Genomic DNA, 20,685 nt, shown 5'->3' with positions numbered 1-20,685 from the left:
GCGACAATGAGTGCTTCACCGACCAGGAGGACCTGACGTGACCGAGCGCCTCTACCGCTACGAGGTCGACACCGACCCCGCCATGCTCCTGCCGGGGCCGTTGGTCGTCGCCTTCGACGGCTTCTTCGACGCCGGCATGGCCCAGCGACTCCTCGTCGAGCAGCTGCTCGAGGCGGGCGACGCGACCGTCGTCGCCTCCTTCGACGTCGACTCGCTCATCGACTACCGCAGCCGCCGCCCGGTCATCACCTTCGACGCCAACCGGTACGTCGACTACGACGACCCGGCTCTCCTGCTCTACCACCTGCTCGACCGCGACGGGCAGACCTACTACGTCCTCACGGGTCCGGAGCCGGACTACCGGTGGGAGGCGGTCATCGAGGCCATCACCGCGATCATGGACGACCTCGGCATCACCCTGGTCGCACACGCCCACGGCATCCCCATGGCCGTGCCGCACTCCCGACCGGTCGGCATGACGGTCCACGGCACCGACGAGCGTCTCATCGGTGAGCACAAGCCGGTCTTCGGCACCGTCCAGGTGCCCGCCTCCCTCGCCGCGCTGCTCGAGATGCGCCTCGGGGAGTCCTCGCGCGACGCCGTGGGCTTCAGCATCCACGTGCCGCACTACCTCGCGCAGTCGACCTTCCACGACGCCGCCCTCACCGCGCTCAACGCGATCGTCGACGTCACCGGGCTCAACCTGCCCAACGACGCCCTCGTCGAGGCCGCCCGGGAGGGGCGCATCCAGATCGAGCGCGAGGTCGAGGACAACGACGAGGTCCGCGAGGCCGTCCAGGCGCTCGAGCGCCAGTACGACGTGCACCTGCGTGGGCTGGAGCGCCCGAGCCTGCTCGCCGGCGAAGGGGAGGACCTGCCCTCCGCGGACGAGATCGGCGCCGACTTCGAGGACTTCCTGCGCACGGTCGACGAGACCGACAACCCCTGAGGCGCTACTTCGCCTCCGACCACCGCCGCACGACGGAGGTGTCGGCGACGAAGTGGACCTGGTCGCCACCGAGCCAGCGACGAGCGGCGTCGGTGAGCGAGCGGTCGACGAGGGCCGCGGCCTCCTCCGCGTGCTGCTGCGGCACGTGCACGAGCAGCTCGTCGTGCAGGCACAGCACGATCCGGCCGCCCAACGGCCGCACGGCCACCCGGACCGTCGCCGCCCACGCCTTGAAGAGCTCGGCGGCCGAGCCCTGGATCACCGCATTGCGGGCGAAACGACCACGGGCGGCCGCCACCCCCTCCCGACCGGCGTCGTCGAGGCCGTCGGCGCCGAAGTCGGTGCGCACCAACCGCCCGCCGTACGTCCGGACCGGCTCACCGCGTCGCCCGCGCTCCTGCGCGCGCTGCAGGTGTGCCATCGCCACGGGGTACTCGCGCTCCAGGCCGGCGAGAGCCTCGGCCGCCGGGCCGGAGCGCTGCCCGTACATGGCCGCGAGGACCGCGATCTTGGCGACCGGTCGCTCCACCCCGAGACGCTGGGCGACCGGGGCGTAGAGGTCGTCGGCGCGCGTGGCCGCGGCGAAGGCCGGGTCGCGCGAGACCGCGGCGAGCACCCGCGGCTCGACCTGGCCCAAGTCCGCCCGCACGAGGACGTGGCCCTCGTGGGCAGCCACCGCGGGGCGCAGCTCCGCCGGTAGGTTGTGCAGCCCCGCCTGCGCGGTCATCCGGCCGGCCGCCCCGTCGCACGCCGCCCACGCGCCGCGCAGCCGGTCGTCGGGCCCGACGTGCTCGCGCAGCCACCGCCAGCCGTAGGTCGTCGCGATCCGCTCGCGCTTGCGCCACTCCAGCAGGGCCGGGACGACCGGGTGGGCGCTCGCGTGCGCCTCGAGGACCCACTTGCGCGTCGAGGGGACGTCGATGCCGGCCCGAGCGAGCAGCGCCTTGACCTGGGCCGGGTTGCGCAGGTCGACGTGGCCGGTGCCGGGGACCGCGGCGAGCACCGGCGCGTCGCGGGCCGCGCGAGCCGCGAGCTCCTCGTCGAAGGTGCTCGGCTCGGGGCCGGCTGCGTCGGTGACGAGCCGGCGGATCGTCTCGCGGTCGATCGGCAGCCCGGTGCGGGCCAGCTCGACGCACAGCACCGCCGTCGCGGACTCGGCGTGCGCGGCGGCGATCGCACGAGGACCGCGGGCGGTCATCCCTTCGTGCTGGCGGGCGGCGACCTGCCGGGCCGCCTCCGCAAAGGCGGCGCACCGCTGCGGCGTCGTCAGCCAGGCACCCGTCACGGCGTCGGCGCGCAGGTGACCGTCGTCGCGCACCAGTTGCTCGGGGGGCACCTCGTCGGCCAACAGGTCGAAGAGGTCACCCGTCGGGGCCGTCGGGGCGGTCGTCGGGTCGAGCCCGTGGGCGGCAGCCCAGGCCAGCTCGGGCCCGGCCGGCCAGCCGCCGTGCGCGAGTCGGTGCACCTCCGCGACGTCCCACGTCCGGTCGAGGGTCGCGCCGGCCGCGACGAGCGGTGCGACGGAGGCCGCCGACCAGGTCACCCAGCGCACGCCGGGGGAGAGGACGGCGACGAGCGAAGGGAGGTCCCTCCCCAGCACCGCCGGCCCGTCCGGAGGCAGCACCGCGCCGACGCCGTCGACCCCGACGACGACGGCTCCCGGCTGCTGTCCACCCACGCTGCGTGAGGCTACCCGGGCCCTCCGACCACGCCGCCGAGCACGCACGTCGTGAGCATGCGGGGCAGGCGGACTGCGTGGCAGGATGCCGACATGGGATTCATCTCCGACCGACTCGGCTTCGGCCGCAAGCAGCAGGTGCAGGACACCCGGACCGCGCTCGAGCAGGCGCGTGAGCCCGAGCGGCAGGGCGCCCTGGCGAGCTCCTCGATCAAGCTCGTCGAAAACCTCCTCGACACCGGCATCGACGGCCGTGGTCCCTTCGACTCGGCGGCCACGATGGCCGACAAGGCCCTGGCCAAGCACGGCGGCAACGCCGACAAGGCGATCGACGAGATCATCGCCGACACCCTCAAGCTCGCCGGCGCCTCCGGCTTCGTCACCAACCTCGGTGGCTTCGCGACCATGGTCGTCGCGCTGCCGGCCAACGTCCTCGGCTTCTACGTCCTCGCCACCCGCATGGCGGCCTCCGTCGCGCGGGTCCGCGGCTACGACCTGAGCCAGCCCGAGATCCGCTCGGCGGTCCTGCTCAGCCTCGTCGGCGCCGACGCCCAGGATCTCCTCGCCAAGGCCGGCGTGGTCGCGCCCACCGGCCGGCTCGCCAGCATGGCCGCGCAGCGTCTCCCCCGCCCCCGCGCCTCATGGTCGTCAACAAGGCGGTCGGCTTCCGCATCCTCTCGTCCGCGGGCAAGGGCGTCTTCGCCCGCTTCGGCAAGGCGGTGCCCGTCGTCGGTGGCGCCGTGGGCGCCGGCATGGACCTGTGGCTGATGAAGCAGCTCGCCGACCACGTGCGCAAGGAGTTCCCGCCCGCCTCCTGATCGTCGCGACGCGCCGGTGCCACCCCGTCGGGTGGCACCGGCGTCGTGGCGCTGGTAACTTCCGCCGGGCCCACGCCCGCTCAACGGAGAGTTGCCCATGTCCTTCGCCGAACTCGTGGAAGGCGCCAACGGCGTCGTCTGGTCCATCCCGCTCGTTGGGCTCTGCCTGCTCGCCGGCCTCTACTTCACGGTCCGCACCCGTCTCGTCCAGGTCTTCGGGATCCCGGACATGATCAAGCAGTTGCGCGAGGGGGAGTCCTCCGTCGACGGCACCTCCTCCTTCCAGTCCCTGATGATGTCGCTGGCCAACCGCGTCGGCATGGGCAACATCGGTGGTGTGGCCACGGCTATCGCCTTCGGTGGCCCCGGCGCCGTCTTCTGGATGTGGACTGTCGCCTTCCTCGGTGCGGCGACCTCCTTCATCGAGTGCACGCTGGGCCAGATCTACAAGGAAAAGGACCCGGACACCGGTGAGTACCGCGGTGGCCCGGCGTACTACTTCGAAAAGGCCTACGCCCACAAGGCGCGCACCCTTTCGCTCGCCTACGCCGTGACCTTCGCGATCTTCACCGTCTTCGCGATGAGCTTCTTCCTGCCGGGTGTCCAGGCCAACGGCATGTCCTCGGCCCTGAACTCCGCGTGGGGCATCCCGACCTGGGCCACGGCCATCGGCATCGTCATCGCGCTCGCCTTCATCGTCATCGGTGGCGTCAAGCGGATCGCGACCTTCGCCGCCTTCGTCGTGCCGCCGATGGCGATCCTCTACATCCTCGTCGCGCTCGTCGTCTTCTTCGTCAACGTCGACCAGATCGGGCACGTCTTCAGCGAGATCTTCTCCGGCGCCTTCGGTGCCCACGCGGTCTACGGCGCGATCATCGGCCAGGCCGTCAAGTGGGGTGTCCAGCGCGGCATCTACTCCAACGAGGCCGGTCAGGGCACGGGCCCGCACCACGCCGCGGCCGCCGAGGTCTCGCACCCGGCGAAGCAGGGCTTCGTCCAGGCCTTCGCCGTCTACATCGACACCCTCTTCGTCTGCACCGCGACGGCCTTCATCATCATCTCGACGGACATGTACTCCGTCTTCGAGGGCGAGACCTACCCGGGCCCGACCTTGTACGAGGGTTCGGTCGGCACCGACGTCGAGCCCGGGCCGGGCTTCGTCCAGGCCGGCCTCGACAGCTTCGTCCCCGGTGCCGGGTCGGGCTTCGTCGCCCTGGCTCTCGTCTTCTTCGCCTTTACGACGATGGTCGCCTACTACTACATGGCCGAGGTCAACCTCGCCTACCTCACCCGCAAGATCCGCAACGGCGTCGTGCGTCGCGGTCTCATCCGGGCCCTGCAGGCGCTGATCCTCGTCTCCGTGGCGTACGGCGCCACGACGACGGCCGGGTCCGCCTGGGGCTTGGGCGACATCGGCGTCGGCACGATGGCCTGGCTCAACATCCTGGGCATCCTCCTGCTGCAGATCCCGGCGCTCAAGGCGCTCAAGGACTACCGCGCGCAGAAGAAGCAAGGTCTGGACCCGCAGTTCGACCCGCGGGAGCTCGGGATCGAGGGCGCGGACTTCTGGGTCGAGCGGGCCGAGGGGCGCGTCGCGCAGGGCACCCCGGCCGGGGCCGAGCGCGACTGACTCGGCCTGGCGCCGCCATGGCGCTGCTCACCTGACGGAATCCCGGCCGGGCGCGCTACGTTGGATCCAGCGGAGCGTGCCCGGACCGGGGACGCCCGAGCAGAGGAGACCGCCATGGCCACCCACCGCGTCCGCAACGCCGCCCACCTTGCCTCCGCCGTCCGCAGCGCGACCCGTCCCGGCGGGCCGACCCTGTGGCAGCGACTGCGCGCCGTGCCGCGGATGATCCGCGCCGTGCGCTCGGGCCAGTACACCGGACTGAGCTCGACCCGGCTGCTCATGATGCTCGCCGGCGTCGGCTACGTCGTCTCGCCCGTCGACATCGTCCCCGAGGGCCTGCTGCTCGCCTTCGGCCTCGTCGACGACGTGCTCGTCATCGGGTGGCTGGCGACGACCCTCGTGCGTGAGACCGAGGACTTCATCGCGTGGGAGCAGGGCGCCACCGCGGCCCCGGCCGGTGCGCACCACGGCGCCCCGCAGTGGGAGCAGCCGATCCCGTCGTACGTCGTCCCCGACTGATCCACAGGTCCGGAGGCGTCCGAGCGGCCCTCCACAGCCACGACTGGCCCCTGCCGGCGCGCGTCGGCAGGGGCCAGATTCGGTGTATGACACAGATCGTGAGACCCCGCGACGCCGCCGAGCTCGCCGTCCTGATGCCCTACCAGCTCGGGTTCCACCCCGGGCCCTCCGTCTGCCTGACGCTCATGCGCGAGCGGCGCCTCGGTCTGCTCCAGCGGCACGACCTCGTCGCCGAGCCGGACGTGGCTCGGCGTGTGGCCGCGGAGGCCGTCGCCATCGCGCTCCGGGAGGGGGCGAGCAGCGTGCTGCTCATGGCCTTCGAGGACGACGAAGGGCAGTCCCTTGCCCTGCGAGCGGCGATGACCGCGGCGGCTCTCGAGGCCGGGCTGCCGGTGCACCAGCACCTCGTCGTCCGCGACGGCCACTGCCACACCGTCGACGGCCCGGGGGCGGGCCGTGCCCTGCGTCTCCCACGACCCGAGGACGTGCCGGCGGTCGCTCCCTTCGTCGAGGCGGGGGTCTGCCCGGTACCCAGTCGGGATCACCTCGTGCGGGGGGTCCTCGCGGAGCGGGACGAGACGAGGGCGGCCGCCGTGGCCGTGGCGGCCAGCCCGCTGGGCGTGCGTCCCCGGGTCCCGGAGATCGCCACGGCCTGGACCCGGCTGCTCGACCCCGACGCCGGGGCCCGGCCCGTAGGCGACCTGGCCGACCGCGACCTGCTGGTGATCGCGAGGTCACTGCAGCTCGTCCCGTGGCGCGATGCCCTCCTCGCCGTGCTCTGTCCCGGGACCATGCCCCTGACGGGGGTCGACGAGCACTGGATCTCGCTCGCGCTCGAGGTCACGAGGTGGTGCCCGTGGGTCCTCGGGGACGACGAGCTCGTGCCGGAGGTGGGGGAGCACCGCGACGGGGTGCTCGCCGTCCGCACCCGGCTGCTCGAGCTGGCGCGTCTCGTCCCGGCCGAGCTCACCCCACCCCTGCTGACCAGCGCGGCGCACCTCGCGTGGTGGACGGGCGACGGCACGGTCACGGGGGTGTGCCTCGAGCGGGCTCTGCAGGTCGACCCCGACTACCGGCTCGCGGGGCTCATGCTCGAGCTGCTCTCCCACGGGGTCCGGCTGTGGGAGACGCCCAGAGTCGCCTGACCGGAGCAGGCCTCGTCCGCGCTGCGGACCCGGCTCGATCCGGCCGCCCGAGTGAGGTTAGAGTTGGCGCCAGGTCATGAGTGTCAGCGTCAAGCCCCGGCTAGCTGGCCGGCAACCCTCCTCGCGACGGGGTGCCCCGGGTGATGACCCGGCCGCATCGGAGTGATGTGGCAAGGCGAGACCCGGGAGCCCTCTCATGAGCGTATCCACCACACGGCCCACCACCTCTGCCCTCTGGCGTGACGACCACCCGTCCGGCGACCGCCTCTTCCAGCCCATCGGTGACCTCGTCGTCGAGTCGGGCGAGGTGCTGCCCGACGTCGTCCTGGCCTACGAGACGTGGGGACGGCTCTCGCCCTCCCGCGACAACGCGGTGCTCGTCGAGCACGCGCTCACCGGTGACAGCCATGTGGTCGGTCCTGCGGGCGAAGGTCACCCGACACCGGGATGGTGGCCCGGGCTCGTCGGGCCCGGCGCCCTCCTCGACACCGACGACTTCTTCGTCATCGCGATCAACGTGCTCGGTGGGTGCCAGGGCAGCACCGGCCCCGCGTCCCCCGGACCAGACGGCCGTCCGTGGGGCAGTCGCTTCCCGCGGCTGACCATCCGCGACCAGGTGACGGCCGAGGCGCGCCTTGCCGACGCCCTCGACATCCCGAGCTGGCACACCGTCATCGGTGGCTCGATGGGCGGCATGCGCACGCTCGAGTGGGTCGCCTCCTACCCGGACCGGGTCGGTACCGCGGTGGGCCTCGCATCGACCGCCTACGCCACGGCCGAGCAGATCGGCTGGAGCCAGACGCAGATCCACGCCATCCGCAACGACCCGTGGTTCGCCGGCGGCGACTACTACGGGCACCCGCAGGGCCCGGAGGTCGGCCTGGGCATCGCGCGGCGGATCGCACACATCACCTACCGCAGCGAGATGGAGCTGCACGACCGCTTCGGTCGTGATGTCCAGGACGAGGCGCCGGGGGAGAGCGGCCGGCCGCGCTACGCGGTCGAGAGCTACCTCGACCATCACGGGGGCAAGCTGGCGGCGCGCTTCGACGCCAACTCGTACATCGTGCTGTCCGAGGCGATGAACTCCCACGACATCGGACGCGACCGGGGTGGCATGGCGGCGGCGCTGGCCCCCTTCACCGGCCGGCTCGTCGTCGTCCCGGTGGACTCCGACCGGCTCTACCCGCCCCGGCTCTCGGACGAGATCGCGCGGGCCCGACCGGGCACGGAGCAGGCGATGATCCGCTCCGTCGTCGGCCACGACGGCTTCCTCACCGAGGTCGACCAGGTGGCCGCGCTCCTGGGCCAGGTCGTCGCAGGACGGCCCCTCGTCGACACGAGGAGCCGGAGTGAGACAGGTCACGGCGGTGCGGTGTAGCGTCTGGCCAAGACCCGTCCAGCAGCACTAGCCAGTCGAGGAGCAACGATGACCATCGTCGTGGGGTACGTGTCCACCAAGGAGGGCGAAGCCGCCCTGGAGCGAGCCTTCGAGGAGTGCCGTCTGCGCAAGGACAAGCTCGTCGTCATCCACTCCGACCGCGGTGGCGCCGGACTGAGCGGCGACAGCGCCCGCAAGAACGAAGAGGACCTCAAGCAGGTCCGCAGCCGCCTCGACGAGGCCGGTGTCGAGGGCGAGGTGCGGGGGCTCGTCCGCGGCAAGGAGCCGGCCGAGGACCTCATCGTCGTCGCCGAGGAGACCGGCGCCAGCCTGATCATCATCGGACTGCGCAAGCGCACGCCGGTCGGCAAGCTCATCCTCGGCTCCAACGCGCAGCGAGTGCTGCTCGACGCGCCCTGCGACGTGCTCGCCGTCAAGGCGCGCTGAGACACGGACACCGATCAGCGGGCACCCCGACGGGGTGCCCGCTGACGCGTTGACGCAGACCTCGTTTTATAATGGTGATGAGCCCAGCGCACAGCGACCGGGCGAGTCGGGTCGACGGGGTCACACGCCACCCCCCTTCGATGCCGGCGGAATCCCCCGTGACGAAAGGTTGTTGGTGACTGCTGTGTCCCCACGGTCGGACGAGGCGCAGGACTCCCTCCCCAAGGAGTTTTCGCACCCATCGCTCCAGGAACTGGTCCGTGTGGGCCACACGACCGGATCCATCACCAGCGACCAGCTCCAGGCCGCTTTCACCGACGCGAAGGTCAGCCCGAGCCGGGGCAGGGTCGTGCTGCGCGCGCTCGGTGACCAAGGAATCGAGGTTCAGGTGCCACCGTCCACCCCCGCCAAGAAGACTGCGGCGAAGAAGACCACCGCGAAGAAGGCCGCGACCAAGAAGGCCGCCGCCCCCGCGAAGAAGGCTGCCGCCACCAAGACCGCCGCTGCCACGAAGAAGGCTGCGGCGCCGGCGAAGAAGACCGCCGCCAAGAAGGCGACCGCCACCAAGGCTGCTGCCGCTGCTGCGGCCGAGCCGGTCAAGAAGGCTGCGCCGGCCAAGACGGCCGCCGCGAAGAAGGCCGCCGCCAAGAAGGCCGCGGCCAACCCGACGACGACGACCGCCGAAGAGCCGGAGCCCGGTGAGGACGACGTCCTCCACGAGGACCCCAAGGCGGCGAAGAAGCCCGAGCAGGAGCCGGACGAGAAGTCTGGCTTCACGATCAGCAACGACGACGAGGACGACGCGCCCGCCCAGCAGGTCGTGACGGCCGGCGCCACCGCCGATCCGGTCAAGGACTACCTCAAGCAGATCGGCAAGGTCGCACTCCTCAACGCCGAGCAGGAGGTCGAGCTCGCCAAGCGCATCGAGGCCGGCCTCTTCGCCGAGGAAAAGCTCGCCTCGGGCGAGAAGATCGAGATGAAGTTCAAGCGTGAGCTGTGGTGGATCGCCCAGGACGGCAAGAACGCCAAGAACCACCTGCTCGAGGCCAACCTGCGCCTCGTCGTCTCGCTCGCCAAGCGCTACACCGGTCGCGGCATGCTCTTCCTCGACCTCATCCAGGAGGGCAACCTCGGCCTGATCCGTGCGGTCGAGAAGTTTGACTACACCAAGGGCTACAAGTTCTCGACCTACGCAACGTGGTGGATCCGCCAGGCGATCACCCGTGCCATGGCCGACCAGGCCCGCACCATCCGCATCCCGGTGCACATGGTCGAGGTCATCAACAAGCTCGCTCGTGTGCAGCGGCAGATGCTCCAGGACCTGGGCCGCGAGCCCACGCCGGAGGAGCTGGCCAAGGAGCTGGACATGACGCCCGAAAAGGTCGTCGAGGTCCAGAAGTACGGTCGCGAGCCGATCTCCCTGCACACCCCGCTCGGCGAGGACGGCGACTCCGAGTTCGGTGACCTCATCGAGGACTCCGAGGCGGTCGTGCCGGCGGACGCCGTGAGCTTCACGCTCCTGCAGGAGCAGCTGCACTCCGTGCTCGACACGCTCAGCGAGCGCGAGGCGGGCGTGGTCTCGATGCGCTTCGGCCTGACCGACGGCCAGCCGAAGACGCTCGACGAGATCGGCAAGGTGTACGGCGTGACGCGCGAGCGCATCCGTCAGATCGAGTCCAAGACGATGAGCAAGCTGCGTCACCCGAGCCGCTCGCAGGTCCTGCGCGACTACCTCGACTGAGATTCACAGTCAGTCGGTGGCTGAGGCCCGGTTTCATGGGCTTTTCGTGCCTGACGGGAGACACGCTAGCACCGCACAGCGCATGTAGTCGAGATATCGACCTAGAATGGCTGCATGAGCGTGTCCCCGTCGGTCATCGAGCTGCAGGCCCTGGCGCAATCTTGGGCCCTGTCGCTGCGCGCTGACCGTAAGAGCCCGCAGACCCTCAAGGCGTACGGCGACGGCGTGCGGTTCTACCTCGCGTGGTGCCTCGAACAGGACGCCGAGCCGCTGCAACGCGCCTCGATCCGCGCGTGGGTGACCGACCTGCTCGACTCCGGCGCGGCCGCCTCGACGGCGCGCAGCCGGCAGCTGGCGGTGCGCCGGTTCTCCGCGTGGCTCGAGGACGAAGGGGAGATCGCCGCCGACCCCTTCCTGGGAGTCAAGGCGCCCAAGCTCGACCAGACGGTCGTCGAGCCTCTGACTGAGGACGAGCTGCGTGCGCTGCTCAAGGCGTGCTTGCCGGCGAAGGGGTCGACCCGTGCCGAGGCGATGCGCGACCGGCGCGACGAGGCGATCATCCGCCTGATGCTCGAGACCGGAGCCCGTGCGGGGGAAGTCGTCGCCATGTCGCTGGCCGACGTGGACCCGCAGACCTCGACGGCGATCATCCGGCGCGGCAAGGGCGGCAAGGGTCGGGTCATTCCGCTGAGCGCCAACGCGGTGATGGCGATCGACCGCTACCTGCGCCACCGACGAGAGCACCGCCTGGCCGAGTCCGAGCACCTGTGGCTGGGGGATCGGGGCAAGCAGTTCCGCTACGACGGGCTGCACAAGTCGCTGAAGATGCGCGCCGAGCGGGCCGGGATCGACCGATTCCACCCGCACATGCTGCGCCACACCGCCGCGCACCGCTGGCTGGCTGCCGGCGGGTCAGAGTCCGGTCTCATGGCCGTGGCCGGCTGGACCCGCCCCGACATGCTCATGCGCTACACGAAGGCGCAGGCGTCGGCACGCGCTGCCGAAGAGGCCAAGCGGCTGAACCTGGGGGAGTTGTGAGCGCAGCGAAAATCCAAGAGTCTGACAATTTTGAGGTGCGCCGGCGGGAGCAGAACGATCACATCCGTGCCTTGCTCGCGGCTCTCGACGCCGGTGCCCGTGCTCGACGACGCCGGTTCACGGCGGTGGAGTTCACATGCGCCGGATGCCACGAGGCAGTGTTTGAGGTAGTCAACCTGACGCCTTACAGAGTGCTGAGGGCGCGTGCCAGGGCCTCTGATCTGGTGCCTGAGGGGACGCCGACGATCGCGCAGGTTACGGCGGCGTCGGATGCCGTCGGACTCTCCGGTGCGGAGAGGGGGACCTTGATGTACGAGGCATTCAGTCCACAGGGTGGCAGTCGGAGCCACCGCCGCGGCGAACGCGTGTTCTTCCCGCTCGCGTGGCCGCGACCTGCCAGTGAGGACGGCGGTGATGCCGTCGTTACGAGCATCTGCAGGTGCCAGTCGCACGAGATGTCGCTGAGCCATGTTTATGACGCGTTGGAGGGACGGCAGGCACGGGTGATCCTGCCCGGTCCGCGGCCTCGACACGCCTGACAATCAGCGACGTAGAGAATCGCGCAGAACACCGTATGATGTCCTCGGGACCCGAGTAAGTCGGGCCTCATAGAACGTCAGGTGGCAGAGGCCGCGAACGCTGACACGAGCACGACGGCAGTCAGTCAGACCCTGAAGAGGGTGACTGACCCATGCCCGCCTCTACCCCCGCCGAGCGCGCATTGCTCTCGAGCATCGCCGCCCACACCAGTTGGGCCAACACCGAAGACCGTTCCGCCCGCACCGCCCCCGCGCGCCGGGCCCTCGATGCGAAGTTCCTCGAGCAGGCCGGGGGAGACCCTAAGCGCGCGGAGCACCTCCGCAAGGCGCACTTTCAGCGACTGGCCCTGAAGTCGGCGCAGTCTCGTCGCCGCGCCCGTGAGGCGACCGAGGCCGCCCGTTCCGCCGAGGCTGAGCTCGAGGCCCTGGGCGGTGCCCATGCCTGAGCGGACAGAAGTGCGCCCCCCGGCCGGCGAAACCGAGGGGCAGAAGACCACACGGGCGACGCGTTGTCTTGACGTCAAGATTACCGCCGACCTGGCCGCCCGCGCACGCAGGCACGACCACGGCGTGCTCGTGCTGGCAGAGCGTCGGGACGGCATCGTCACTTCGCAGGTGTTCGCTGACCTGGCCGCGGCTGAGCGCAAGGTCTGGCGCACGCGTGAGCGTGGCCTGTCGGCGTCGCTGCAGCTCGTGCGGCTGGTGCCTGTGGTGCATCTCGACCTCGACGGGCTGGGCGGTGACGGCCGATGACGACGCCGAGGAACGTCCTCGAGGAGTGGCCGCCGTCGCGTTGGGACGACTACTGCACCGGCTGGTCTGCCGGCTACCTCGAGGGACTCGACCGCGGCCGTGCACTGGCCGACGCCGAGGCCGCTGCTCGTCACCGCGCGGCTGCTGACGTGGTGCTGGCGATGACCCGCACGCCCGAGGTCGACCGGGCCGAGTCTGCTGCTCGTCGTGCGCGGATCGACGCCCGGTTTGCGGCTAAGGGCGGTGCCTGATGGAGAGCATCGACGCTGACCGTTTCGACGAGCTGGGCCGCGAGACGTCCGGTTCTGGTGAGCAGCACTCTGGGCAGGTGCGCATGGCGTACCGGCTGGCCGGGTCACACCGTGACCGGCTGCTGTACGTGCACGGCATTGGCTGGCACGTCTACGACGGCACGCGCTGGTGTGAGGACGACAAGGGAGCAGCGCCGCGGGCGGTGCTCGAGGTGCTGCGTGATGCCCTGGCCGAGTCCGTCGGTGACAAGCAGCTGCGGGCCGACGTCGCCAAGTGCGAGAGCAAGGCCGGCGTAGAGGGCGTGTTGGGCATCGCTGCCGCCCTGGTGGAGTTCGCCGCGACGGTCGACGACCTCGACGCCGACCCGTACCTGCTCAACGTCGCCAACGGCACGTTGGACCTGCGCACGATGCACCTGCAGGCCCATGACCCGGCCGACCGGCTCACGCGCATCACGGTGGGCGCGTACTGGCCCGACGTCGACCCCGGCGAGTGGGGCACGTTCCTCGCGTCGGTGCTGCCCGATGCGGACGAGCGCGCGTATCTGCAGCGGGTGATTGGTCAGGCCCTGTACGGGCGCGTGACTGAGCACCTGTTCCCTGTGCTCATCGGTGAGGGTGCCAACGGTAAGGGCACGTTCTACGGGGCTGTTGAGGCCGCGTTGGGCGACTACGCGACCGTCATCGACCCGTCGCTGCTCATGGCGTCTGAGAAGGGCCGTGCGCCCGGTCCTGAGTTGATGGAGCTGCTCGGCACGCGTCTGGTGTTCGGGTCGGAGACAGAAGAGGGCCGCAAGCTCGATGAGCCGACGATGAAGCGGCTGACGGGCGGCGACAAGCTGACCGCGCGCCGGCTGTACCGCGAGCCGGTCACCTGGACCCCTTCGCACCAGATCGTCTATGTGACGAACCACAAGCCGGAGGTCAAGGGCAACGATCCGGCCGTGTGGCGTCGCATCCGCGTGGTGCCATTCGAGGTGGTTGTGCCCGTCGGGCAGCGTGACGGCAAGTTGCCTGAGCGGCTGCTGCTGCACGCTGACGCGATCCTCGCGTGGGCCGTGGCCGGCTACGTCGACTACCGCGAGCACGGCATGTGCGAGCCGGCGACGGTGGTGCAGGCCACGGGCGAGTACCAAGCCGACAGCGACGCGGTGGGCCGGTTTCTGGCCGAGGGCTGCATGGTCGGGCCGGCCTCAACCTCGACGACCCGCGAGCTGTTCACCGCTTGGCAGCGGTGGGCGGTCGCGGACGGTGCGGAGGTCATCACCGAGAAGGCGTTCGGCAAGGAGTTGGACCGACGCGGCTACCCGGCCAAGAAGACGAAGCGGGGCATGACGCGTACCGGATTGGCCCCGTTCGCGGCTGACGACCTGGCCGGGGGTGAAGGGTGGTGAAGGGTTTCCCCAACTTTCCCCGCGTAGGGGACATAGAAAAAGTGCGGGAAACCCTGCACCACCCTGCACCTTCCCCCATTTTCCGGGGATCTTGCGCCTACGCCGGGTGCGACCTCGAGGCCCGACCCGAGCGGGTCATGTGCCCGATGCACTTCACGCACGAGCCGTCCGTGAAGACACCCGACCCACCACCGTCCTGCCCCCGTCACGGGCACGACCTGGCCCCGGATCGGTGCTCGACCTGCGAAGACCTGACGACCAAGGAGAGGGGCGCGTGATGCGAGAGAAGGACGAGGCGACCGCCTGGAGGTTTGACTACCTCACGCCCTACGGGTGGCACCCGTGGTCTGAAATCTCCATGCACACGCTCAAGGAGCATGGCGGCTACGAGCACGGCTGGTACGCGCGTGCCCGCGCAGAGTGTTTGGTCTACAACCACACGCCCCCCCGCCGCGGGCTGCTCGTGTGGGTACTACGCCGTCACCGAGATGTCAGACCAACTGGCGCAGCAGCTCGATTGGCTGGACGCTGAGCGCAGCCTGGCGATGGAGAACACTGGCGTTCGCCCGGACTGGTTCGTCATCACCTTGTCGCGTGTGACGATCACCAACTGGCGCCACTGCCCCAAGCGGAGCTCCTGGTCTCCCGGCGATGACCCGCCGGGCACCATCCGGGGGCAGCGGATGCGATACGAGCGCATCCTGGTGGACCGCGAATGGCCCTCGAGCACGGTCCCGAAGGACCCGAACCTCCAGAGGATCGGGTTCCCCACGCCCGAGTACGTGCCGAACCTCGCCGAGTACGTCCGCGAGCAGGGCCGCGCGGAGATCGACGCAGTCCTCGACGACTACCTCGAAGGGCGATCGTGAGCGCCCGCGACGCCCTAGACCGGGCCCTGCTCGACCTGGCAGCCGACGGCCGGCGACCCCGCTGCGCCGAGCCGGCAGACCACGCGTGGTGGACGAGCGAGGACCACGACGAGCGAGCCCGAGCTGCTCGGCTGTGCCGAGGCTGCCCGGTCCTGCGCCTGTGTGCCGAGTCAGCCGAGGACGAGGGCGAGCTGTTCGTCTGGGCCGGCGTCGACCACGGCACCCGACCGATTAAGAAGACCGCAACGAAGGAGACGCGATGACCGCACGCAACACACACCCGCTCCGTCGGTGCCGCGAATGCGGCCGCCGACGTCGAGGTCTCGGCAGCATCTGCGCCGGCTGCGCCAGTCGCCGTATGACCCGGAAGACGGTGACGAGCAAGTGAGCACCAAGGAAAACCGACCCGAGTTCTGCCAGCGGCTGCAGGACGACTTCTCCAACTTCGAGCGCGCCTACTACGCAAGGCGAGGTGTCGAGAGTGGCGTTTACCGACCAATGTTCTATCCGGCAGACGCGCATCCTGTCGGCCCGGCCGTCTCGGAGCGCGACGGGTGGAGAGTGTCGTTCTACACCGGCGCGGGCCGCGTGGGTCGCGCCTACCCGGCTCACGTCAACGTCAGCGGGCCAGACACGCCGGACTTCAGTAGCTACGACCTGGTGAGTCGGCGTTCTGCGACCTGCGACCACGAGTGCTGGCCGATGCCCCACCCACGGTGCGGGTGTGGAGTATGGGCGTCAGCGACGGTCACAGACGCGATCCATCAGCTCCGTGGGGCTCGCCGCCACCCGGGTTGGGAGCGTTGGCGCCTGGACGCCGATGCGCGGTTCATCGTTTACCCGGTCCGGCTCGAGACGGTGCGGACCTCTCGTGACTCGGTCCGTGGCCCCGTCGAGCTCGTCGGGGCGTCCGCGCAGATCACCGGGCCGATCCTGACCGTGCACCCGGGGTGCGCTAACGACTGGATGCTCAAGTATCGAGGGCTCGAGGTCGAGACCGTCGGCGATCACGCGCGGGACCTGATCGCTCACCTCGAGGCGATGGCCGAGGTGAGCCCATGAGTGAGCAGATCGAGCACCGCGAAGGCTGCCGCGGTCCGGAGATCGTCGTCTTCACCGGCTTCGCTGGCGATGAGGTCACGAAGTGTCGCGCCTGTCACCGCTCTGTGATCGCCGGCGGAGCCACGCCCCTTCACCCGCTGGAATACGCCCCGTCCGGCACGCGGCTCGTGTGCCGCGTGCACTACCAACCTGTCCGTCCCAACGGCAGCGGGTGCAAAGCGTGCGCCCTCGAAAACGCGCAACAGCGCAACCGACGAAAGAAGGAACAGCCATGACCACCAACATCGACCGAGACGAGTACGTGCGTCTGCTCGAGCAGCAGAACGACGTGCTGCGAGCCGAGAACGCCGAGCTGCGGCGACTCTCGACCCAGGGCGACACCGACAGCGCGGCCTACCAGCGCGGAGCCAGCCAGGCCCGTGAGCGGTACTCGATGCACCCCGCGGAGTCCGCCACAGGGGAAGGCGTCGATACCGCCCGAGACCGCGCCCGAGCCCGATACGCCAACCGTCCCAAGTTCAGCGACGGCCACGGCACCTACACCACCTACAACTGAGAGAAGGCACCCCAATGAGCACCAAGAAGACCAAGAGCGCCCCCGTCACCGGGGCCGACATCACCGCCCACATCAACGACGTGATCCACGCGCCGGCCACCCGGCTCGAGGAACTCGCCAAGAAGATCACCGCCAAGGTCACCGACCTCGAGACCGCCATCCGGCCGCCCTCGACCGACGCCCTCCTGCAGGAAGTCACCGCCGCCGACGTCGACCTCGACGACCTGGCCGACCGTCTCGCCCAAGTCGTGGAAGAGGCTGCCACTTCACGAGCCCGCAGCGAGCAGAACCGAGCCACCGCCGACGCGTACCGGCAGCAGGCCCGAGCGATCCGGGCACAGGCCGAGGACGCCCGCGCCGACGCCCACCGGGACGTCATCGGCTACCTCGACGAGCAGATGCAAGACGTCGTCGCTGACGTGCGCACGCTGGCCGAGCAGCACCCGCAGCTCATCGGTCTGGCGCAGGTGCAGGCCAACCCCAGCCTGCTCGGTGCGTCGCAGGAGCAGGGCCGAGTGATGGGCGTCTACCGCGCCATCCGGGCAGCCCAGCGCGAGGCGTACAAGCGCGAGCGTCTCTCGCAGGGAGCCGACTGGGTACGCGTCAACGCCCGCTCCGGGCTGCTGCGGGATGCCATCGACCACGAAGCGCACTGGGTCAACGAGCGCCGCGCCATCGGCTCCAGTCGCTCCCGGCTCGCCAGTCACGCCGGCTCGCACCGCAGCACCGCAGCGGCCTGGTACACCGACGTCGACCCGCTGCCCTGGCCCCCGATGCGGCCCTCTGCCGACCACGCAGGGGACGACCTGTGGACGTGGCTCGTGTGGGCCGTCGAGAACGCGCAGCTGTGGGTTCCCACGGTCGACGAGCTCGAGGACGCCGACGCCGACAATCAGCGGATGCTCGACCGTCCGCCCGTCGCACGGCCGCAGGGACGACCGTCTAGCCGGCGCACCGCCTGACCGTCCACCAACGCCGCCTGCGTCTTTCTGGCCGAAAGATTCGCGGACCGCGCTGGCCGAGAGGCGCACCGCAGCCACCCTCACATCGACAGGACGAGCAACGATGGCAAGCGACCCACGACGAGCGAACAGCACCAAGCGCGACCGACTCAAGCGCCGAGTGTGGAGAGAAGAGAACGTCTGCCACCTGTGTGGTCAGTGGGTCGACAAGCGGCTGCCTCGATACCTGCCAGGCTCACCGACCCTCGATGAGCTTGTGCCGATCTCATTCGGTGGTTCACCCTTCGAGCGCGAGAACGTCAGGCTTTGTCATTTTTGGTGCAACCGAGTGCGCGGGACGTCGCCGGTCAGCATGGCGCGCGAGCGACTCACCAACCCACCGCCACGGTTCGGAGCCGACGGACAACGCATCTCGACCGAGCTCGAGCCCGTGTCATCACGGTCGTGGCTGGGGTAGGGGCATGGCCCCTTCCCTCCCCGTGGAGCCGTCTAAGCGCATACGTCGGGCGATATCCCCCCTGAGCCTGAAAAGTTCCGGGGGGACGTTCTCAGGCTCGAATTTGCCGCCTTTGGAGCGGCCGATGGCGCTTGCTCGACGACTTGGGGCGCCAGGTAGAACGGCTACATTCGCACCATGTCTGTGGAGGGTGTCCCTACGACACCGCATGAAGCCATTGAGGCCCTTCGAGCGACTTTCGCCGAACTCGACGAGTGGCGGGCAGTGGTCCGAGCACCCTTGGTGCCCGCGCCGGGGTCACAGCTGTGGCGGGATGATCGCTATATGCCTCGGGCGCCAATGTCCGCTCAGGTGTCCTCGAAGATCGGCGCGTGTGTCGACCACCTGCAGGCATTCAGGGTGTTGTGCGACGCCGAGAGTTTTCACTCTTCGGCGACGTACAACCTCACGCGGACGGCGCTCCTTACCGCAAGTGAGGCGTACTGGGTTCTGGGACCAGAAGATGCGCGGGTGCGCATCCGACGCGGCCTTTGGCTGTCCGACTTTGATGACAGCGAGCAGCTGAACTATCTGATGCAGGTGGCAAAGATCCCGCAGTCGTACAAGAGACGAGTTGCCACCGCTGCGCTGGCTGTGAAGGTGCGTCGAGCCGGCATCAAGGTGTACGCCGGGGCGCTGCCGGGCCCTGGGCCGACCACGAATTTGGACGTTATTCGATGGTCTGCCACCGATCTGCAGCCCGGCCTGCCGCATTGGGCGGAGCAGGCTGCAGAACAATGGCGCGTCGGCAGCGGCCACGCGCACGGATGGACATACGCGGCGCTAACCGGTGCGCAACCAGCGGCAGGTGCCGGGCGTATCGGCGTAGTTCGAGATATTCAGGTCGGAGGAAACCCTGTGCTCGCCTGGCAGCGGTACTACGTGCCGTTCGTGACCTTGCAGGCGGTGTTGCGCCGATGGCGAGAGTTGGCCGCTGCTCCCGCCTGATGCGAGGCGCCGACCTGGGGTGTCGGCGCGGCTCGCTACCGTCGGGGCATGGGACGAGACGACGCACTGAGCCGATGGTGGTCCGACCTGACGACCGAGCAGCAGGCGACCGCGCGAGCGATGCGCGCGGGCGACTCGATGCCGAGCTACATGCTGCGGACCCTGACCCATGCAGGCATCCCGCAGGCTGCCGCTTGGTGGCCCGCGAGCGAGTCAGGTCCGACGTTCACCGTGCCTGAAGAGGTTGTCAGGTTCGTTGCAGAGCAGCGGTAGCCGCCGCAGGTGATGCACCTGCATCACCTGCGCCCCCACCCCCACGCGCGGACGCGAGTGCGCGTCTCCGACTGGGGAATTTCCCCAGGTCGTCCCCACGCGCGTGCGCGAGAGAGGTACTTGCAACGGATCAGACGGAGTACTCGGCCCTCTCAAGCAGATGTGTGGTCGTGCAAGGCGCGGGCCCTACGGGCAGGGCTGTGGCGAAACCCCCCCCCAAAGAAGCCGACTCCGCGTTGTTTCCGCCCACGCCCTCTAGCCCGCCCTCGATTCGAGAGCGAGCTGTAGTCAGACCCGACGACGGCCGTGCACTGCCATGCCGTCGGGCGACGCGTGCCGGCTCACGCGTCTGGGAGTCATCGCCGGGCGGTGCTCGAGTTGGTTCGGGGGTCCGCGTGTAGTGCGGACCCCAGGTGTCTCCACACTGTGGAGACCCCTAGCGCGGCTGAGTCGCTGTTGAGCGCCGCGCGAGGCCGGGTGGCCCTGGCAGGCACACGGGCTGGCTCATTCGCAGTGTTGCGATTGAGAGACCGTGCGCGAGCCGGAGTGACCCGACGAAGGGGGCGGGTCTAGTCGAGACCTCGATACACGCGCGTGTTCGCGCAACGCCCGCAGACGCGGGTGTGCGAGGGTCGGGCGTCGTCGTCGCGGAAGTGCAGGCGTCGGCTCAGCTTCCCGCTCCACCGACCGCAGAGCGCGCGCACCGAAATGCCGTAGGCGAACGCCATTTCGGTGTCCTCACGGTGATAGACGTGCAGGATGACCGGGGTGTCATCGCTGCTGACACCCTTCGTCGATGGGCGGGTCTGCCGATCTGGCACACCCTTCGTCCGGGCGCTCACTTTGCGGCCTCGATGCGGTCGGCCAGCATGGTGAGGTAGCCGGCGAGCTGCCGAGCCTCGTGGGCGCGGAGGAAGACCTCGCCGTCGGGGACCGAAAGGGCGACGTGTGGCGCGTCGTCCGCAGACCCGGGGTAGCGGAGGCTCTCGTGGAACATCGCGGTGAGCGTCGCGCCGGGGACGATCACGGAGCCGGCCTTGTCCTCTGCGGGGAAGAACCAGTCTCGGGATGCGCCTCCCGTCGCCGGGGTGTAGCGGGCAAAGCTGGCGTGCTCGCCGACGCATTCGCCCGTGCGGCACTCCTCGCACCACGGCTGGGGCGTGAAGTCCGAGTCACTCCCTGCAGGAGCGGGTGCGTCCGTACCAGTGCCACCGTTCGTCTGGTCGCTCATCGGGT

Annotated in this window: 24 protein-coding genes and 1 riboswitch; of the genes, 22 read left to right on the top strand and 2 right to left on the bottom strand. The window is 69.8% G+C overall.

What is annotated here, in order from left to right:
* Nucleotides 1-37: 37 nt before the first annotated feature.
* Nucleotides 38-949 carry a proteasome assembly chaperone family protein gene (locus B277_RS03815; protein WP_007925347.1) on the top strand — a complete coding sequence of 304 codons (912 nt, stop codon included), beginning with the start codon at nt 38-40 and terminating at the stop codon, nt 947-949.
* 4 nt (nt 950-953) lie between these two features.
* Here B277_RS03815 and B277_RS03810 read toward each other — a convergent pair whose 3' ends face one another.
* Entirely contained in the window at nt 954-2,627 is a 1,674-nt protein-coding gene (locus tag B277_RS03810) for a DNA polymerase (protein WP_007925346.1), read from the bottom strand.
* A 93-nt stretch (nt 2,628-2,720) separates the two neighbouring features.
* Here B277_RS03810 and B277_RS03805 point away from each other — a divergent pair, with 93 nt between their 5' ends.
* From B277_RS03805 to B277_RS17300, 21 genes are all read left to right on the top strand, one after another.
* On the top strand, nt 2,721-3,395 hold the full coding sequence (locus tag B277_RS03805; protein WP_007925345.1) for a hypothetical protein: 675 nt from the start codon (nt 2,721-2,723) through the stop codon (nt 3,393-3,395).
* A gap of 147 nt (nt 3,396-3,542) precedes the next feature.
* Nucleotides 3,543-5,075, top strand: a complete 1,533-nt coding sequence (locus B277_RS03800; RefSeq protein WP_007925344.1) for an alanine/glycine:cation symporter family protein — start codon at nt 3,543-3,545, stop codon at nt 5,073-5,075.
* Between the two features lie 114 nt (nt 5,076-5,189).
* Nucleotides 5,190-5,594 (top strand): YkvA family protein, encoded by a 405-nt coding sequence (locus B277_RS03795; protein WP_007925343.1) that lies wholly within the window; start codon nt 5,190-5,192, stop codon nt 5,592-5,594.
* Nucleotides 5,595-5,692: 98 nt separating this feature from the next.
* Nucleotides 5,693-6,739 carry a DUF4192 domain-containing protein gene (locus B277_RS15735; protein ID WP_051987837.1) on the top strand — a complete coding sequence of 349 codons (1,047 nt, stop codon included), beginning with the start codon at nt 5,693-5,695 and terminating at the stop codon, nt 6,737-6,739.
* 72 nt (nt 6,740-6,811) lie between these two features.
* Nucleotides 6,812-6,922, top strand: a riboswitch (SAM riboswitch).
* Nucleotides 6,923-6,935: 13 nt separating this feature from the next.
* A complete protein-coding gene (gene metX, locus B277_RS03780) occupies nt 6,936-8,120 on the top strand; it encodes a homoserine O-acetyltransferase MetX (RefSeq protein WP_007925341.1) in 1,185 nt (394 codons plus the stop codon).
* Nucleotides 8,121-8,168: 48 nt separating this feature from the next.
* Entirely contained in the window at nt 8,169-8,567 is a 399-nt protein-coding gene (locus B277_RS03775; protein ID WP_007925340.1) for a universal stress protein, read from the top strand.
* A 175-nt stretch (nt 8,568-8,742) separates the two neighbouring features.
* Nucleotides 8,743-10,308 (top strand): RNA polymerase sigma factor, encoded by a 1,566-nt coding sequence (locus tag B277_RS03770; RefSeq protein ID WP_083853624.1) that lies wholly within the window; start codon nt 8,743-8,745, stop codon nt 10,306-10,308.
* Between the two features lie 114 nt (nt 10,309-10,422).
* Nucleotides 10,423-11,346 carry a tyrosine-type recombinase/integrase gene (locus tag B277_RS03765; protein ID WP_007925338.1) on the top strand — a complete coding sequence of 308 codons (924 nt, stop codon included), beginning with the start codon at nt 10,423-10,425 and terminating at the stop codon, nt 11,344-11,346.
* A gap of 35 nt (nt 11,347-11,381) precedes the next feature.
* Nucleotides 11,382-11,885: a hypothetical protein gene (locus B277_RS17320; RefSeq protein ID WP_128276847.1), complete on the top strand. Its 504-nt coding sequence runs from the start codon at nt 11,382-11,384 to the stop codon at nt 11,883-11,885.
* A gap of 152 nt (nt 11,886-12,037) precedes the next feature.
* A complete protein-coding gene (locus B277_RS03760) occupies nt 12,038-12,331 on the top strand; it encodes a hypothetical protein (RefSeq protein ID WP_007925337.1) in 294 nt (97 codons plus the stop codon).
* The gene (locus B277_RS17315) at nt 12,324-12,638 is read left to right on the top strand and encodes a hypothetical protein (protein ID WP_128276848.1); all 315 of its coding nucleotides are present in this window, start codon (nt 12,324-12,326) and stop codon (nt 12,636-12,638) included. The genes B277_RS03760 and B277_RS17315 overlap by 8 nt, the downstream gene beginning before the upstream one ends.
* Entirely contained in the window at nt 12,635-12,889 is a 255-nt protein-coding gene (locus B277_RS03750) for a hypothetical protein (RefSeq protein WP_007925330.1), read from the top strand. Before B277_RS17315 ends, B277_RS03750 begins: the two co-directional genes overlap by 4 nt.
* Nucleotides 12,889-14,283 (top strand): DNA primase family protein, encoded by a 1,395-nt coding sequence (locus B277_RS03745; RefSeq protein ID WP_007925327.1) that lies wholly within the window; start codon nt 12,889-12,891, stop codon nt 14,281-14,283. Before B277_RS03750 ends, B277_RS03745 begins: the two co-directional genes overlap by 1 nt.
* A 488-nt stretch (nt 14,284-14,771) precedes the next feature.
* Entirely contained in the window at nt 14,772-15,152 is a 381-nt protein-coding gene (locus B277_RS17830; RefSeq protein ID WP_040880711.1) for a hypothetical protein, read from the top strand.
* Nucleotides 15,149-15,415 (top strand): WhiB family transcriptional regulator, encoded by a 267-nt coding sequence (locus B277_RS17825; RefSeq protein ID WP_007925324.1) that lies wholly within the window; start codon nt 15,149-15,151, stop codon nt 15,413-15,415. The genes B277_RS17830 and B277_RS17825 overlap by 4 nt, the downstream gene beginning before the upstream one ends.
* Before the next feature lie 121 nt (nt 15,416-15,536).
* Nucleotides 15,537-16,214, top strand: a complete 678-nt coding sequence (locus B277_RS03730) for a hypothetical protein (RefSeq protein WP_007925321.1) — start codon at nt 15,537-15,539, stop codon at nt 16,212-16,214.
* The gene (locus B277_RS17310; RefSeq protein WP_128276849.1) at nt 16,211-16,489 is read left to right on the top strand and encodes a hypothetical protein; all 279 of its coding nucleotides are present in this window, start codon (nt 16,211-16,213) and stop codon (nt 16,487-16,489) included. Before B277_RS03730 ends, B277_RS17310 begins: the two co-directional genes overlap by 4 nt.
* Complete coding sequence (locus B277_RS03725) at nt 16,486-16,770, top strand: hypothetical protein (RefSeq protein WP_007925319.1); 285 nt, start codon at nt 16,486-16,488, stop codon at nt 16,768-16,770. The genes B277_RS17310 and B277_RS03725 overlap by 4 nt, the downstream gene beginning before the upstream one ends.
* A gap of 14 nt (nt 16,771-16,784) precedes the next feature.
* Nucleotides 16,785-17,732: a hypothetical protein gene (locus B277_RS03720; protein WP_007925313.1), complete on the top strand. Its 948-nt coding sequence runs from the start codon at nt 16,785-16,787 to the stop codon at nt 17,730-17,732.
* 808 nt (nt 17,733-18,540) lie between these two features.
* Nucleotides 18,541-19,176, top strand: coding sequence for a hypothetical protein (locus tag B277_RS17305; RefSeq protein WP_128276850.1), 636 nt, complete (start codon nt 18,541-18,543; stop codon nt 19,174-19,176).
* Nucleotides 19,177-19,224: 48 nt separating this feature from the next.
* Nucleotides 19,225-19,449 (top strand): hypothetical protein, encoded by a 225-nt coding sequence (locus B277_RS17300; RefSeq protein WP_007925309.1) that lies wholly within the window; start codon nt 19,225-19,227, stop codon nt 19,447-19,449.
* A gap of 838 nt (nt 19,450-20,287) precedes the next feature.
* On the opposite strand, the gene B277_RS17295 is transcribed toward B277_RS17300, so the two are convergent.
* Complete coding sequence (locus B277_RS17295) at nt 20,288-20,680, bottom strand: hypothetical protein (protein ID WP_128276851.1); 393 nt, start codon at nt 20,678-20,680, stop codon at nt 20,288-20,290.
* Nucleotides 20,681-20,685 lie beyond the last annotated feature (5 nt).

Origin of the sequence: Janibacter hoylei PVAS-1, assembly GCF_000297495.1 — a bacterium.
Taxonomy (GTDB): Bacteria; Actinomycetota; Actinomycetes; order Actinomycetales; family Dermatophilaceae; genus Janibacter; species Janibacter hoylei.
Note: the sequence above shows the minus strand (reverse complement) of the source record. Positions and strands in the feature narration are given on the sequence as shown.

Bases quoted from the DNA above. Each gene is read 5' to 3' on its own strand.
- B277_RS17315 (WP_128276848.1), top strand. From the start codon at position 12,324: ATGCCTGAGCGGACAGAAGTGCGCCCCCCGGCCGGCGAAACCGAGGGG.
- B277_RS17310 (WP_128276849.1), top strand. From the start codon at position 16,211: ATGAGTGAGCAGATCGAGCACCGCGAAGGCTGCCGCGGTCCGGAGATC.
- B277_RS17300 (WP_007925309.1), top strand. From the start codon at position 19,225: ATGGGACGAGACGACGCACTGAGCCGATGGTGGTCCGACCTGACGACC.
- metX (WP_007925341.1), top strand. From the start codon at position 6,936: ATGAGCGTATCCACCACACGGCCCACCACCTCTGCCCTCTGGCGTGAC.
- B277_RS03805 (WP_007925345.1), top strand. From the start codon at position 2,721: ATGGGATTCATCTCCGACCGACTCGGCTTCGGCCGCAAGCAGCAGGTG.
- B277_RS03760 (WP_007925337.1), top strand. From the start codon at position 12,038: ATGCCCGCCTCTACCCCCGCCGAGCGCGCATTGCTCTCGAGCATCGCC.
- B277_RS03775 (WP_007925340.1), top strand. From the start codon at position 8,169: ATGACCATCGTCGTGGGGTACGTGTCCACCAAGGAGGGCGAAGCCGCC.
- B277_RS03745 (WP_007925327.1), top strand. From the start codon at position 12,889: ATGGAGAGCATCGACGCTGACCGTTTCGACGAGCTGGGCCGCGAGACG.
- B277_RS17295 (WP_128276851.1), bottom strand. From the start codon at position 20,680: ATGAGCGACCAGACGAACGGTGGCACTGGTACGGACGCACCCGCTCCT.
- B277_RS03725 (WP_007925319.1), top strand. From the start codon at position 16,486: ATGACCACCAACATCGACCGAGACGAGTACGTGCGTCTGCTCGAGCAG.
- B277_RS03750 (WP_007925330.1), top strand. From the start codon at position 12,635: ATGACGACGCCGAGGAACGTCCTCGAGGAGTGGCCGCCGTCGCGTTGG.
- B277_RS03795 (WP_007925343.1), top strand. From the start codon at position 5,190: ATGGCCACCCACCGCGTCCGCAACGCCGCCCACCTTGCCTCCGCCGTC.
- B277_RS03720 (WP_007925313.1), top strand. From the start codon at position 16,785: ATGAGCACCAAGAAGACCAAGAGCGCCCCCGTCACCGGGGCCGACATC.
- B277_RS17830 (WP_040880711.1), top strand. From the start codon at position 14,772: ATGTCAGACCAACTGGCGCAGCAGCTCGATTGGCTGGACGCTGAGCGC.
- B277_RS03765 (WP_007925338.1), top strand. From the start codon at position 10,423: ATGAGCGTGTCCCCGTCGGTCATCGAGCTGCAGGCCCTGGCGCAATCT.
- B277_RS03800 (WP_007925344.1), top strand. From the start codon at position 3,543: ATGTCCTTCGCCGAACTCGTGGAAGGCGCCAACGGCGTCGTCTGGTCC.